Source organism: Enterobacter cloacae complex sp. IR5402, assembly GCF_049238125.1.
Lineage (GTDB): Bacteria > Pseudomonadota > Gammaproteobacteria > Enterobacterales > Enterobacteriaceae > Enterobacter > Enterobacter hormaechei_C.
Map to the genome: position 1 here is coordinate 98,476 of NZ_JBMKHO010000005.1, position 15,200 is coordinate 113,675.

The window sequence follows — 15,200 nt, forward strand, 5'->3', positions numbered from 1 at the left end:
GAGGGCATCAGGCTACGCCGATGCCTTAACCCTTCTGCGTGAATCCATCGAAATCAACACCACCGACGACACAATCAACAGCGTCCCCAGCCAGTCCGGCAGGGTGAATGCCACCCCCAGCAACACCACCGACAGCAGCGCGCTGCTCAGCGGTTCGGCGCAGCTCAGAATGCTCGCTTTCGGCCCGCCGATCATCTGTGCGCCTTTCAGATACAGGCTGAACGTCAGCGCGGTGCCAATCACCACCAGGTAGAAAAACGCCAGCAGCAGGCCGCCGTCGATCACGAAGGTGGTGCCGCGTCCGGCGTAGAACGGCGTCAGCATTAATCCCGCAATCAACATACTCCAGCCGACAATCGGCAGCGTGCCGTAGCGGGCAATCAGCGTCGATGGATAGGTGGTGTAAAACGCCGCGGCAAACGCTGAGGCGATACCGAAGAACAGCGCGGCAGGCGAGATGGAGAGCGACGTCGGGTCGCCGTGGGTGACCAGCAGGAAGGTACCCACAAGCGACGTGAAAATCGCGGATAAGACAAATATGCCGGGACGCGTTTTCCGCGCCAGCGCAAACCATGCCACGATAATGGTCGGCGACAGAAACTGGAGCACGGTGGCCGTCGCAGCGTTGGATTTTTCAATCGTCAGCAGGAAGGTGAGCTCCACGGTGAGCGCGCCAACCAGCGAGAAAAACAGCAGGCTGAGGGCGTCTTTGCGGTTTTTGATGACCGAGAAAATCTTGTCGCCGTGAACGAAGGAGAGCGTCAACAGGATCACGCCGGTAAACAGCAGACGAACCATGGTCAGGTAAGGCGAAGAAATGTGGCTTTTCTCCATGATGTACTGCGCGCAAACCCCGGAACTGCCCCATAAAACGGCGGCGATCAGGACGTTGAGCATCCCTTTGCGTGTGGAACCCATGTTCTCCCCTGTTATGTTGTCGTTAATTCGGTCAACAGCATAGCATGGTTGTGTGCGGCCTGATGCCCTCACCCCGGCCCTCTCCCACGGGGAGAGGGAGCGAACATTAAAAACGGCAACTTTCGTTGCCGTTTTGCTTTTACTTTAGAACCACGCCTCCCACATCGCGCCGACGTTGAAGTCGTCCAGCGTCTCATCTTTGGTGTTGTTCACGCGCGCGGTGCGTTCGTTATCCACCTTGCCGCCGGTCACGTAGAAGCGCAGCATCGGGCGGAACTCCGGCCCCATGGCGATAGACATGTTCTGCGACAGGGTCAGCTTCCAGCCCTTGTTGTCGCCGCCGTTGTCGTAATCCACGTGCTGCCAGCCCGCTTCCAGCCAGGTGGAGTGAACGTCGTTCCACCAGTGCATCGGGCGCACGATGGCATTGTAGTTCTTGCGGTTGTCGGTCTTATCGCGGCTATTGTCGTAATCGTGGAAGGCGAGGATGTACTCCACCTGCGTCGCCTGGGTGAATTTGTACAGCCCTTCGAAGCTGGCGTAGACCGTGGTCAGGTCTTCGGTTTTATTGAACACGCTGTTGTCAGAATTATCGGAGTAGCGGGCGATCACCTTGTTCACGCCGCTGTCGTTGGTGTGGCTCAGCACCACGCCGCCCTGCCAGGCGTTCAGACGCTCGTCACTCTCTACCGCTTTTGAATCAAAGCCGTAGTTGGCGTACAGCTCCAGATCCAGCGGACCGAGCTTCATGCCGTGGATTTTAGAGGTGGCCGCGTAGTTACCTTTGTCGCCCGTGCCGGACCCGCCGGTACAGGTGATGCGTGACGGGTTCGCTTCGTCTTCCATCACTTCCGGGCTACAGGATTCCACTGCCGCCACGGCAGCGACGTCAAACTGCACGCCGCCGATATCGAAGTTCTTCACCCCGGCGCCCTGACCGTCGTGGTTCATCCAGAAGTAATCGTTGATGCCCTGCTGCGGACGCTGGTGGAAGTCGCGACCCGCCCAGAAGTAGGCGTTCGGGTTGGAGGCCATAATGTTGGTCACGCCGGCGTAGGCTTTCTTGAGGTTAACTTCGTCGCCCCAGTGGTCGATCATCACGTTGATGTCCCAGATGGCGCCGTTTTCGCCCTTGAAAGCTTTGGAGAGCTGGAACTCGCCGCCGTTGCCTTCGTTACCCAGACGACCGATCGCGGACGCGCCGTTGTAGGAGCCATCGACAGCCACGTATTTCTGATCGGCAGCCTGGAAGTGCGCGCCGTAGCGGGCGTAGCCGGTAAATTTAACCCCGAACGGGATCGCCATATCCGGGGATTGCGCCGCGCTCTGCGGCTCGGTCACCACGTCCGCTTTTTTCGCGACCGCCGCATCCATTTTAGCCTGACGCTCGGCCAGGGCTTTATCCACCGCTTTCGCCACAATGGCGTCGATTTGCTCCTGAGTGAATTCCTGAGCGAGGACGGAAATTGGGCAAAGCGCGGCGATAACCGCCATGGTTAATGGAAGTTTTTTAATCGTATTCATGGTTATCTCAATATAGTTTAATTTTATTCAGACAATAACCATCCCGCTCCGATCTGACAGAATATGTCGCTATCATCAGAACAAGTGGATTTCTAGTTTTAGGTACAGAGGTATTACATTAAATTATTTCGCCATAGACTATCTCTGATATAAATGAATAATCTCTTCAGATAATTCACGCGCTAATAGCGAATTCATTAAATGATCCTGCGCGTGCACCATAATTAATGTCATCGGCTGGCGGGCTTCGCCCGCGTCCTGCTCAATCAGTTTGGTCTGCATCTTGTGCGCCTGGCGCGCATAGCCGTCGGCTTCGCGCAGCAGGCTTTTGGCCTCGTCAAGGTTGCCCTGACGCGCCGCGTGCAGGGCTTCAAAGCACAGGCTGCGGGACTGGCCGGCGTTGACGATAATTTCCATTACGGCTTCTTCTAGTGCGATCATCATCATTACTCTTTATCAAAACTATTATTTAAGGCGGTGGCGGCAAACCACTCTCCGCTTTTTTTAATGGTGCGCTGCTGCGTCTCTACATCGAGCTGAATAAAACCGTAGCGGTTTTTATACGCATTACACCACGACCAGTTATCAATAAATGTCCACATATGGTAGCCAAGACAATTGCAGCCTTCGCTAATACCTTTGTGCAGCCACGATAAATGCTCAGAAATAAAATCAATGCGGTATTGATCGTTAATCTGGCCGTTTTCAATAAAGCGCTGCTCATTTTCGACACCCATGCCGTTTTCCGAAATAAAGCAGCGGGGGTTGCCGTAATGGTCGCGCAGGTTAACCAGAATATCGTAAATACCCGGCTCGTAGATTTCCCAGCCGCGGTACGGGTTCATCTTGCGGCCCGGCATCTCGTAATTATCAAAGAACCACTCCGGCATAAACGGCGCCTGCGGGTTCACCGCGCTGTCGCGACACTTCACGCGACGCGGCTGATAGTAGTTAATGCCGAGCAGGTCGATTTTCCCTTCCGCAATCAGGAAACCGTCTTCCGGCTTGCAGGCGGGCAGCTGGTCGTAAGATTTCAGCAGCGCCACCAGATCCGCCGGGTATTCGCCGCGCAGGACCGGGTCGAGGAAGCTGCGGTTAAACATTAGATCCGCAACGTGCGCCGCCTTCACGTCTGCCGGGTTCTGCGAACGCGGATACGACGGCGTCAGGTTCAGCACGATGCCGATCTCCCCCGCGTAGTGCCCGGCGCGGTAGGCCTGAACCGCCTTCGCATGGGCCAGCACCGTGTGATACGCCACGGTGGCCGCCCGGCGGAAATCCACTACGTTGGGGTAGTGGAAGTCATACAGATAACCGCCTTCCACCGGAACAATCGGCTCGTTGAAGGTAAACCAGTGCAGCACGCGGTCCCCGAACAGCTCGAAGCATATCTGCGCATAGCGGGCGTAAGCGTCCACTACGTCACGGTTTTCCCAGCCGCCAATTTCCTGCATCGCCATCGGCATGTCGAAATGGAACAGGGTGATAAACGGCGTGATGCCCTGTTCATTCAGCTCATCAATAACCTGATTGTAAAAATCGACCGCGTCCGGGTTCACTTCACCGATGCCGTCGGGGATCAGGCGCGCCCAGCTAATCGAGGTACGAAAGCTGTTGTGGTTCAGCTGTTTTAACAGCTGAATGTCCGTTTTCCAGTGCTGATAAAACGTGGAGGTGTGCTGCGGCCCCACGCCGTTGTGAAAACGGTTCGGCTCGCGGGCAAACCAGTAGTCCCACGTGGTTTCACCCTCTCGTGTCCCTTCCGTCTGGAGAGCGGAGCTTGCGCTGCCCCACCAGAAGTTATCGGGAAATGCGTATTTCATGACCCTTCCTCTTTGACTTAATTGCTTGTGGCTTCAGCGGCACCCACGGTTGCAGCCTGGGCTTTCTGCTCTTCGTTTTTAATCAGCGTACGCTCATAGGCGCGCAGGAACGGCAGGTACATCAGCGCCGACATCACCATGCAGACGAGGCACATCACCACCGGGCTCAGCGCCCAGTTCGCCGCCCACGAGGCGCCAATCGGCGCGGGCGTGGTCCACGGGGTTAACGAAACCACCTGAGCCAGCCAGCCGAGTTTAGTTGCGCCGTACGCCAGGCAGGCGTTGACCAGCGGAACGAACACGAACGGGATAAACAGCATCGGGTTCATGATGATCGGCGCGCCGAACAGAATCGGTTCGTTGATGTTAAAGAAGCTTGGCACAACGCCCATTTTGCCGATGGTGCGCAGATGGGTAACGCGGCTACGCAGCAGGAGGAACGCCAGCGGCAGGGTCGAGCCTACGCCGCCAATCAGCAGGTAGTGATCCCAGAAACCTTGCAGATAAACGTGCGGCAGCGCCGCGCCCGCCGCCAGTGCCGCCTGGTTTGCAGAGAGGTTCGCCATCCAGAACGGGTTCATGATGCCGGTGACAATCAGCGACCCGTGGATACCCGCGAACCAGAAGATCTGGCACAGCAGCACGGAGAGCAGAATCGCGGGCAGGGAGTCAGACGCCGAGACCAGCGGCTCCAGCAGGTGCATGATCGCCTGCGGGATAATCATGCCGGTCTGCGCTTCAATGAACAGGTTCAGCGGGTGCAGCGTCCCGATCACCACCATCACCGGGATCAGGATCTCAAACGAACGCGCCACGCCGGTCGGCACCTCTTTCGGCAGGCGGATGGTGACGTTGTTCTGCTTCAGCCACGCGTACACGCGGGTGGAGTAGATCGCGGTGATAAGCGCAGTGAAGATCCCCTGGCCGGAGAGATACTGGGTCGAAATTTTGCCATCGGCATAGGGTGCTGCGACCAGCAGGAAGGCCATAAAGGCCAGCAGGCCGGACATCACCGGATCGAGGTTAAACTGACGCCCCAGGCTCGCCCCAATCCCCACCGAGATGAAGAAGGTCATCACGCCCATGCTGAGGTTAAAGGGCAGCATCAGCTGTTCGCGGTAGGTCTCGGAGAAATCCAGCCAGCCGCGGGCGAAGCTGTTGGTGGTATCCGCCGAAAACGGCGGGAAGATAAACACCAGCATAAACGAGCCGATGATCATAAACGGCAGCGCGGCGGTAAAGCCGTCGCGGATGGCAATCACATACTTTTGCTGACCCAGCTTCGCGGCCAGCGGGGTAATTGATTGCTCAATGACCGCGACCATAGATTGATATAACGAACTCATGTGAACACCTTTTAGTGTGCCGCTTCGATAAGCGACAGAGCATAGTCCAGTACTTTATCGCCACGCTGCATGCCGTAATCCATCATGTCGATGGGCTGCACCGGAATGCCTTGCGTCGCTGCCTTGTCTGAGAGTGTCTTTAACATGTATTTCACTTGCGGTCCGAGAAGCACCACCTGATAGTGCGGAAACTGCGTATCAAATTCGGATACGCCATACGCATCTATCTTCACGGGTAAGCCCCGTTCTTTTGCTACATCGATCATTTTGCTGACCAGCAGGCTGGTGGACATCCCGGCAGAGCAGCACAGCATAATCTTGAACATCGACAACCATCCTCAAAATGTAAAAAGTTATTGCGAGGATGATTGGACATGATACGGAAACCGGTTTCCATTTATAAAAGACAGAAGTGTGACAACCATCAAGATCCATTACTTATGAGGCTAATTAACCGGATGTGGGTCACATAATTTGGCTGTTTTGGCATCAAATTGAGTGGAAACGGAAAATCGGTTTCCATGGAAAACGGAAACGGATATACTCCGTTCTGGCTATAATGTGAGCCGTAGCGGTGATGGAAATTACAGACGCCAGTTGCGTCTGACAGGGGAGAGAGATGTCTACAATCAACGATGTATCGCGTCTGGCCGGGGTGTCCAAAGCCACGGTATCACGGGTGTTGAGCGGGTCGCGTGGCGTTAAAGAAGCCAGCCGCCAGGCTGTTCTGAAAGCGGTGGACGAGCTGAACTATCGTCCCAACGTGATCGCCCAGTCGCTGCTCAGCCAGTCGACGGGCTGCATTGGGGTGATTTGCGCGCAGGAAAACATTAACCAGACCACCGGTTACCTGTACGCGCTGGAAAAACACCTCAGCCAGCATCAAAAACATCTGCTGCTGCGTTTCGCACACACGAAAACAGAAGTGATGAACGCCCTTGAAGAACTCTCCTGCGGCTTATGTGATGACATTCTGGTGATTGGCGCGCGTTTCCCGCTGGACGTGGACATGGACAACGTGATTCTGGTCGACTGTATGGAAGCCGATAACGCCAACAGCATTCAGTTCGATCACGCGTTCGCGGCTGAAACGGCCTGCAACTATCTCACCAGCCAGGGGCGTCGCCAGATAGCGCTCATCCACCCGCACGGCAGCGGCTTTGCCGATCAGGTGCTGTTGGGTTACAAACATGCGCTGGAGAAAAACTTCCTGCCCTTTAATCGCAACCTCGTGTTTATGGACGCAACTTCATCGTCCGTTGCGCTTCAGGAATTACTCAACAACGCGTCCACGCTGAACTTCAACGCGCTGCTGGTGGCGGATGAGCAGGAAGCCCAGCGGGTGATCCCGCAGTTACAGGCGTTTAATAAATCGGTACCGGAAGACATCATGGTCTTTAGCCTCGGCGGTTCGCTGCATCTGCCGGGTATCCCAGTGATCCCGGCCATTGAGTATTCCATGGACGCCATGGCGGCGCGTATCGTGAGTTGGCTGACAGAGAAAACGCAGATGCTGGGGTCCTACGTGCTGCGCGGGGATTTAATTATTCCGGATGTGCGGAAGCGTTAAACGTGTAATGTAGGCCGGGTAAGCGCGGCGCCACCCGGCGCTCAACCCTCAGTAATCTTCCATACAATCCACCTGACTGACTGCATCCCAGTAGGCGTCCAGGTTGTCACGCTTCACGGCGGTGATGGCGTTTTTGATCAGCAGCTGATTGGCCTCAGACGACAAAATCATCGCCTGCCAGGCCTTATCGCTCTGCTTTTTCTGCGGGGTACAGGTTTTCTTTACATCTTTCAGGACCTGCTGTTTTATCTGGGCCTCTTTCTCCGGAGCGCTCTTCTCCTGCGCGTGAACAAACGCAGCGAAAATCAGGCAAACGAGCAGGCAAACCAGGTGTGCAGATTTCATCGAAACCTCCTTTGAAAGTCACATGCTTCCCCTGAAATATATCGTTACATTCATCAACGCGATTCAAGCCAAAAGTATGAATTTACGCATTCTGCGTGCGGGATCCGATCGCCAGTGCAATGCCATAGCTTACTAACACCGCGAGACTCATTTTCAGCATCGTTTCTCCGCCGATACCCGCGAGAGGCGCTGCGATCCCGCCGAATAAAAACATCAGCATGCCCAGAATGGCTGACGCTGTGCCGGACTCCTTCGTGTCGACTGCGCTCATCGCTTCTGAACCCGCAATGGTGCTGATCCCGCTGTTAAATGCGACGGTGAAAAAGAGTGCAACCAGTGCCGGAACGGAAAGCTGCATCCACGCAAAGAGCAATGTCAGCCCCGCGCAGGACAACGCCAGAACGAGGCCTGTTCGCATCAATCTTTCCGCCAGATGGCGGCGTGCCAGACGGGAGAAAATCAGCGCTGAGACGATCAGGCCGATACCGTTCACACCGAACAGCAGGCTGAACTGCATGGCGCTCAGGCCATACTCGTTTTGCATCACAAAGGAGGATGCCCCGATATAGGCGAACAGCCCCGCCAGCATGAAGGCCTGGATCAGGCAGTAGCGCATAAAGCGACGATTTTTAAGTACCGTCCTGGCGGTTTGCGTCAGCGATCCCCTGCCCTGTTTCTCTGTGAGGGACTCGCGGATAAAAAGCTGGCTGGCGATCAGCAGCGCCAGACCCGCCCCTGCCATTACCCAGAACAGCATCCGCCAGTCGAAATGCGACGCGATATAGCCACCGAGTACCGGGGACACCACGGGCGCGATGCCGTTGACCGTCATCAGTAGGGCAAAAAACTGCGTTAGCATCGTGCCATGATAGTTATCGCGGGCGATGGAGCGGGCAAGTACGGAGCCGCCCGCCCCGGCAACGCCCTGCACAAATCGCCAGCCGATCAGGGCGTAAATATTCTGCGTGCTGGCGCAAAGCACTGAAGCCAGTACAAACAGCAAAAGTGAGAACAGCAGCGGCGTTTTACGTCCGATGCGATCGCTTAGCGGGCCGAAAAAGAGTTGTCCCAGCCCCAGGCCAATCAGCGCCGAGGTAAGAGAAAGCTGCGTCAGCGTTGTGGAGGTGTTGAGCTGGGTGGCGATCTCCGGCAGCGCCGGAAGATAAAAATCGGAACACAGCGGCCCGATCGCCGTCAGCAGGCCAAGGATGGCCGCGAAAGAAAAAGAGACTTTTGCCATAGGTATTTACTCTGATGGCCGGGCAACGTTGCGCCGCCCGGCAGTGATGTTACTGAATCCCGCCGCCCAGCGATTGCCACAGCGTGATGCGGTTTTCCAGGTCGGTTTGCTGCAAGGCAATCAGTGATTCCTGCGCCGACCACAGCGACCGCTGCGCGGTGAGCACCGTCAGATAATCGCCCGCGCCAGCCTTGTAACTGCGCGTCGCCACATCCAGCGTTTTTTGCTCCGCCGCCACGTATTCACGCTGGGCATCAAGCTGTTCACTCAACGTTTCGCGCCGGGCCAGCGCGTCGGCCACGTCCTTGAACGCGCTCTGGATGGTTTTCTCATAGGTCGCAATTAACCCTTTTTTCTCGGCTTCCGCATAGCGCAGCTGCGCCATATTGTTGCCGCCGCTGAACAGCGGCAGGGTGATGGAAGGGGCAAACGACCAGACCTTCATCCCGTGGCTGAACAGGGACGACAGCGAATCGCTGCCGACGCCCGCGCTGGCGGTGAGCGAGATGGTCGGGAAGAAGTTGGCGCGCGCCGCGCCGATGTTGGCGTTGGCGCTCAGCAGGTTGTGTTCCGCCTCCTGAATGTCCGGACGACGCAGCAGCGCGCTGGAGCTAACGCCCGCCGGGATCAGCGTGATGGCGTTGTCGCTCAGGCTCTCCAGCGTGCCGGGTAGCAGGTTCTCGGGCACCGTATCGCCCGCCAGCAGGTTGAGAGCGTTTTTGTCCTGCATCACCAGCGTCTGGTAGCTCGCCACGCTGGCGCGCGCCTGCTGGTAAACCGCCATCGCTTCACTGACGTCCGTTGCCGCTGCCACGCCTACTTCCTGCTGGCGCTTCACAATCTTGAGTGAGTTTGCGGCGCTCTCCAGGGTGGACTTCGCCAGCGCCAGATTGCTGTTATCCGCCGCCAGCGTCACCCAGGCCGTGGTCAGCTCGCTGACCATCGTCAGGCGCGTGTTCTGCGCGGTGAATTCGCTGGCAAGCCAGGTTTCACGCGCGGCACGCGACAGGCTCTGGTTGCGGCCAAACAGATCCAGTTCGAAGCTGGAGACCGCGCCGTTGGCTTCGTCACTTGTCGCGACACCGCTCGCCAGCGTGCGGCTGCGGGTGTGGCTCAGTTCCGCGTCCACCGTCGGGAACAGGGACGAGCGCGTTTCGCCATACTGGGCACGGGCGGCGTCGATATCCGCAATCGCTTTTTGCACGTCGCGGTTGCTGTTGAGCGCCATCGTCACCACGCTTTTCAACCGCGCATCATTCATCACCTGCTGCCACTGGCTCACCACGGCGTTGGCTTCGCCATGGGCGCCCGGCAACGTCGTCGGGACGGGGGCGTCCGGGCGCTGATACGTTGGGTCTAACGACACACAGCCTGCGCTCAGCAGCGCTAACGTTAATACGGTTACACGAAACATTATGACCTCCGGTTTGCGTGCTTACCGGAGAACAGACGTTTCACCAGTACAAAGAATAAAGGAACAAAGAAGATGGCCAGCAGCGTCGCGGCCAGCGTCCCGCCGATAATACCGGTACCGATCGCCACGCGGCTGTTGGCCCCGGCGCCGGTGGCAATCGCCAGCGGCGTCACGCCTGCGATAAACGCCAGCGAGGTCATGATGATCGGACGCAGACGCGTCTGGGCGGCCCGCAGGGCGGCGCGCGTCAGGGAGTAGCCTTCGGCCACTTTGGCTTCGGCAAACTCGACAATCAGAATGGCGTTCTTCGACGACAGACCGATGGTGGTCAGCAGCGCCACCTGGAAATAGACGTCGTTGTTCAGGCCGCGCAGGGAGGCGGCAACCGCCGCGCCCAGCACCCCTAGCGGGATCACCATGATGACCGAAATCGGTACTGACCAGCTCTCATACAGCGCTGCCAGGCACAGGAACACCACCAGGATCGAGAGGGCATAAAGGCTCATCGCCTGGCCGCTCGCCAGTTTTTCCTGCAACGACAAACCGCTCCACGCCCATGTGCTGCCGGACGGCAGGCTGTTTGCCAACTGCTCCATTTTGCTCATCGCCGTGCCGGAGCTGGCGCCACTGGCGTTTTCGCCCTGAATCTCATACGCCGCCGAGCCGTTGTAGCGCACCAGGCTTTCCGGGCCGTACTCCCAGCGGGTGGTGGCGAAGGCGGAGAACGGTGTCATGGTGCTGTCGCTGCCGCGCACATACCACTTGTTGAGATCCGACGGCACGGCGCGATAGTCGCTGTCGCCCTGGATGTAGACCTTTTTCACGCGGCCGCGATCGATAAAGTCGTTCACGTAGGTCCCGCCCCAGGCGCTGGAGAGGGTGTCGGTGACGTCGCTCAGGGACAGCCCCAGCGACACGGCTTTGTTGTTATCGATATCCACCTGAAGCTGCGGCATCTGCGGCAGATCGTTGGCGCGCACGGCGTGCAGCGAGTTGTCCTGGTTGGCTTCGCCAATCAGCTGGTTACGCAGTTTCAGCAGCGCGTCGCGGTCGGTGCCGCCGCTGGCCATCAGCTCAAAGGTAAAGCCGTTGCTCTGGCCTAAACCATCCACCGCCGGGGGCGTCATGGCGAAAATTGTGGCATCCCGAATGGTGCTCAGCTCCTGCGTGGCGCGCAGGGCAATGGCCTGGGCGGTATTCTCATCGCCTTTGCGCTCTGACCAGTTTTTCAGGGAGACGAACGCCATCCCGGCGTTCTGGCCGCTGCCGCTGAAGCTGAAGCCTTCAATGGTGAAGATCACGTCGGTATTGGCTTTCTCTTTGGTGAGGAACCACTCGCGTACCTGGCGGCTTACCTCGGCGGTACGCACCGCGGTTGCGCCGGCAGGCAGGGTGTACTGCACCATGATTTCACCCTGGTCTTCGGTTGGCAGGAAGCTGCCCGGCAGTTTTAGCATGGCGAACCCCATCGCGCCGCAGAGCAGGGCGTAGATCACCAGCATGCCACCGGAACGGCGCAGGGCGCGCAGCACCTTGTTCTGATAGCTGTGCTCGGTCTTACTGTAGAAGCGGTTAAACGCGCCGAAGAAGCCCTTTTTGTGCGGAGCGGTGTGATTCAGGATCGAGCCGCACAGCGCGGGCGTCAGGGTCAGCGCCACCACCACGGAGAGGAACATCGCCGAAATAATGGTGACCGAGAACTGGCGGTAAATGACCCCGGTAGAGCCGCCGAAGAAGGCCATCGGCAGGAATACCGCAGAGAGCACCAGCGCAATGGCGATCAGCGCGCCGGAAATTTCGCCCATCGATTTTTCGGTCGCTTCCCGGGCGGGCAGCCCTTCGTCGCGCATAATACGCTCGACGTTTTCCACCACCACGATGGCGTCATCCACCAAAAGCCCTATCGCCAGCACCATCGCAAATAGCGTCAGGGTGTTGATGGAGTAACCGAACAGCGCCAGCACGCCGAAGGTGCCCAGCAGCACCACCGGCACCGCCAGCGCCGGGATCAGCGTCGCACGGATGTTTTGCAGGAACAGGTACATCACCACCACCACGAGGATAATGGCTTCGAACAGGGTCTGAATCACGTCCTCAACGGAGATCTTGATGAACTCGGTGCTGTCTTTCGGGTAGGCCACATCGTAGCCTTCCGGCATCGACTTTTTGAACTCGGCGATCTTATCTTTTACCGCCGTGGCGGTGTTAAGCGCGTTGGCGCCCGGTGAGAGCATCACCGCCATACCCGCCGCCGGGTGGCCGTTCAGCTTCGCGGTGGCGGTGTAATCTTCGCTGCCCATCTCCACGCGCGCGACGTCGCTGATGCGCACCACCGCACCGTTGGACTGGCTCTTGACGATGATCTTTTTGAACTCATCGACCGTTTGCAGACGCGACTGAGCGCGGACGGTGGCGGTCAGCTGTTGGGCGTTCGACGAGGGCAGCGCGCCGATTTTACCGGCGGAAACCTGCACGTTCTGCGCTTCAATCGCGCTCTGCACGTCGGAGGGCATCAGCGAGTACGACGCCAGCTTCGCCGGGTCGAGCCAGATGCGCATCGCGTATTCTGCACCGAACACCTGTAGGCTACCGACCCCATTCACGCGCGCCAGCGGATCCTGCATATTACTCACCAGCCAGTCGGCGATATCCGAGCTGCTGGCGGTGTCGGTTTTGTCATATACGCCCATGATCAGCAGGAAGTTGCTCTGGGATTTTTCGACGGTGATCCCGGACTGCTGCACCTCGGTCGGCAGGCGCGATTCCGCCTGCTGGACTTTGTTCTGCACCTGTACCTGAGCGGTGTCCGGATCGGTTCCCTGTTCAAACGTGACGTTAATACTCACCGACCCGTCCGAGCTGCTGGTGGAGGTGAAGTAGAGCAGGTTATCCAGCCCGGTGAGCTGCTGCTCGATCACCTGCGTCACGCTGTTTTCCAGCGTCTGTGCGGAGGCACCGGTATAGGTGGCGGAGATTTTGATCGACGGCGGAGCCACGTCCGGGTACTGCGCAACGGGCAGCGTGCGGATCGCCAGCATTCCGGCGAGCATGATGAGAATGGCGATAACCCAGGCAAAGACCGGGCGACGCACGAAGAAACGGGAAAACATCAGGCGTTTCCTCCGTTGGTTTTCATCTCTTCAGCTTTCACTTCCTGCCCGGCGGTGACTTTATCGGTGCCTTCCACAATCAGCTTATCGCCAGCCTTCAAACCGCTCAGCACCAGCCATTTGTCGCCGTAGGTGTCACCCGTCTCCAGCTGACGCTGTTCGACCTTGTTGCTGGCGTTCACCACCAGCGCGGTGGCGGTGCCTTTGGCGTCGCGAGTGATGCCCTGCTGCGGGGCGAGGATCGCGTCATTCATGATGCCTTCATCCACTCTGGCGCGGACGAACATGCCCGGCAGAAGCTGATGCTGCGGGTTCGGGAAGACGGCGCGCAGGGTAACTGAGCCGGTAGACTCATCCACCGCCACTTCGGTCAGCGCCAGGCGGCCTTTTTCGCTGTAGCTGCTGCCGTCTTCGAGAATCAACGACACGTTCAGCGTATCGCTGTTGCTGGCGAGGGTTTGCTTGCGTAAACGCAGCAGATCGGCGCTGGAACGGGTTAAATCGACGTACATACTGTCCAGCCCGCGAATGGTGGCCAGCGCGGTATCCTGCTGGGCGGTCACCAGCGCGCCAGGAGTCACAGAGGAGATGCCGATACGTCCGGCAATCGGCGCGGTGACGGTGGTCCAGTTGAGGTTAATGCGGGCGCTTTCCAGCGCGGCTTTCTTTGACTCGACGCTGGCCTTGTCCTGCGCACAGGTGGACTTCGCGTCTTCCGCATCCTGACGTGATACGCCGTCGTCCTTCACCAGCTGCGCATAGCGTCGGGCTTTCTGGCAGTCGGCCTGCACCAGCGCCTGCGCCTGTTTCAGTGCGGCGGCAGCTTCATTATAAGCGGCGCGGTAGCTGGAAGGATCGATCTGATACAGCGCCTGCCCGGCCTTGACCGTATCGCCTTCGGTGAAGAGCCGTTTCTGAATAATGCCGCCCACCTGAGGGCGCACTTCGGCGCTCATCGCGGCGGCGGTGCGGCCGGTCAGCTCGCTAACGACGGACACCGGCTGGCTCATGAGTGTGACAATCCCCACTTCCGGAAGAGGACGTTGAGGAGCAGATGTTTGCGCATTATCGCACCCTGTCAGGAGGAGTAATGCTGCGATGGAGGTTGTTATGGTTTTCATAATCTTTTTCCAGGGTGAACGAAGCCTGCCCTGTTAATCGCTTAACAGGGAGGAGGGCTAATTAAAAGCACAGCGATCCCGCATCTCTGGCTGAGCCAGAAATGAAAAAAGGGAAATTACTTATTTCCGCTAATTATTCACATGCGATTACTTCGCAGAGAAAAGCATATTTAAAATATTCTGGTATATGGGCTCTAATTGTTCTGACGGTACTTTTAAAGGCGTGAGTCGACGGTAAATCGTGCCTTCGATCATCACAGCGGTAATCTCCACGCAGCAGCGAATATGCTCATCGCTCAGGTGGGGGAACTGCTTTTTAAGGTGCTCACAAGCGTTGGCGAACATGCGGGCTTCGGCTTCGATCAGCATGTTTGCCACCAGCGGATTGCGCGTGGCCTCTGCGGACATTTCGAGCATTAGCGCGTCATCATCTTCGTTAAGCGTCTGGCGCCAGGCAAGCGCCTGCGGCATCCCTTCAACCAGGGTTTTGCCCTGCATCTCCTCAATACGTGAGTCGATAATGCGCCGGATCATCTCTTCAATGATCGCGTCTTTGTTACTGAAATAGCGATAGATTTGTCCGACGCTGAGCCTGGCTTCGCTGGCGATCTGCGACATGCTGGCAGCGTGAAATCCACTGGCGCGAAAGCAGCGGCGCGCGGCGGTGATGATTTCGTCCTGCCGTAGTTTTTGTCGTTCTTCCAGCTTTGTGCTCATCGTCGGCTACCGTAAAAAGTGAGAATGATCGTTCTCATTATACGTTTTCGGAGCCTATTGGAAAGGTTTTTT

13 protein-coding genes are annotated in these 15,200 nt (G+C 57.7%); 1 reads left to right on the forward strand and 12 read right to left on the reverse strand.

Annotated features, from left to right (window positions below; genetic code table 11):
* Window positions 1–12 precede the first annotated feature (12 nt).
* The 6 genes from ACOTXL_RS10900 to ACOTXL_RS10925 all read right to left on the reverse strand — a co-directional run bounded on the left by ACOTXL_RS10900 (window position 13) and on the right by ACOTXL_RS10925 (window position 5,937).
* Complete coding sequence (locus ACOTXL_RS10900) at window positions 13–918, reverse strand: EamA family transporter (RefSeq protein ID WP_045350373.1); 906 nt, start codon at window positions 916–918, stop codon at window positions 13–15.
* Between the two features lie 144 nt (window positions 919–1,062).
* Complete coding sequence (locus tag ACOTXL_RS10905; protein ID WP_022650103.1) at window positions 1,063–2,442, reverse strand: carbohydrate porin; 1,380 nt, start codon at window positions 2,440–2,442, stop codon at window positions 1,063–1,065.
* 138 nt (window positions 2,443–2,580) lie between these two features.
* On the reverse strand, window positions 2,581–2,883 hold the full coding sequence (locus ACOTXL_RS10910; RefSeq protein ID WP_014168006.1) for a PTS lactose/cellobiose transporter subunit IIA: 303 nt from the start codon (window positions 2,881–2,883) through the stop codon (window positions 2,581–2,583).
* A gap of 5 nt (window positions 2,884–2,888) precedes the next feature.
* Complete coding sequence (locus ACOTXL_RS10915; RefSeq protein WP_045346064.1) at window positions 2,889–4,265, reverse strand: glycoside hydrolase family 1 protein; 1,377 nt, start codon at window positions 4,263–4,265, stop codon at window positions 2,889–2,891.
* A gap of 17 nt (window positions 4,266–4,282) precedes the next feature.
* Window positions 4,283–5,611, reverse strand: coding sequence for a PTS cellobiose transporter subunit IIC (locus ACOTXL_RS10920; RefSeq protein WP_003861036.1), 1,329 nt, complete (start codon window positions 5,609–5,611; stop codon window positions 4,283–4,285).
* Between the two features lie 11 nt (window positions 5,612–5,622).
* The gene (locus ACOTXL_RS10925) at window positions 5,623–5,937 is read right to left on the reverse strand and encodes a PTS sugar transporter subunit IIB (protein ID WP_003861034.1); all 315 of its coding nucleotides are present in this window, start codon (window positions 5,935–5,937) and stop codon (window positions 5,623–5,625) included.
* A gap of 293 nt (window positions 5,938–6,230) precedes the next feature.
* Between ACOTXL_RS10925 and ACOTXL_RS10930 the strand changes: the two genes are divergently transcribed.
* Window positions 6,231–7,181, forward strand: a complete 951-nt coding sequence (locus tag ACOTXL_RS10930; protein WP_003861033.1) for a LacI family DNA-binding transcriptional regulator — start codon at window positions 6,231–6,233, stop codon at window positions 7,179–7,181.
* 48 nt (window positions 7,182–7,229) lie between these two features.
* Here the strand turns inward: ACOTXL_RS10930 and ACOTXL_RS10935 are convergent, their stop codons facing one another.
* The 6 genes from ACOTXL_RS10935 to ACOTXL_RS10960 form a co-directional block, all read right to left on the reverse strand.
* The gene (locus ACOTXL_RS10935) at window positions 7,230–7,526 is read right to left on the reverse strand and encodes a YicS family protein (protein ID WP_003861030.1); all 297 of its coding nucleotides are present in this window, start codon (window positions 7,524–7,526) and stop codon (window positions 7,230–7,232) included.
* An 82-nt stretch (window positions 7,527–7,608) separates the two neighbouring features.
* On the reverse strand, window positions 7,609–8,766 hold the full coding sequence (locus ACOTXL_RS10940; protein WP_022650105.1) for a multidrug effflux MFS transporter: 1,158 nt from the start codon (window positions 8,764–8,766) through the stop codon (window positions 7,609–7,611).
* Window positions 8,767–8,815: 49 nt separating this feature from the next.
* Window positions 8,816–10,180 (reverse strand): efflux transporter outer membrane subunit, encoded by a 1,365-nt coding sequence (locus ACOTXL_RS10945; protein ID WP_023323933.1) that lies wholly within the window; start codon window positions 10,178–10,180, stop codon window positions 8,816–8,818.
* Window positions 10,180–13,290, reverse strand: coding sequence for an efflux RND transporter permease subunit (locus ACOTXL_RS10950; RefSeq protein ID WP_045350372.1), 3,111 nt, complete (start codon window positions 13,288–13,290; stop codon window positions 10,180–10,182). The genes ACOTXL_RS10945 and ACOTXL_RS10950 overlap by 1 nt, the downstream gene beginning before the upstream one ends.
* Window positions 13,290–14,411, reverse strand: a complete 1,122-nt coding sequence (locus ACOTXL_RS10955; protein WP_022650108.1) for an efflux RND transporter periplasmic adaptor subunit — start codon at window positions 14,409–14,411, stop codon at window positions 13,290–13,292. The genes ACOTXL_RS10950 and ACOTXL_RS10955 overlap by 1 nt, the downstream gene beginning before the upstream one ends.
* 147 nt (window positions 14,412–14,558) lie before the next feature.
* The gene (locus ACOTXL_RS10960) at window positions 14,559–15,128 is read right to left on the reverse strand and encodes a TetR/AcrR family transcriptional regulator (protein WP_022646570.1); all 570 of its coding nucleotides are present in this window, start codon (window positions 15,126–15,128) and stop codon (window positions 14,559–14,561) included.
* Between the last annotated feature and the right edge of the window lie 72 nt (window positions 15,129–15,200).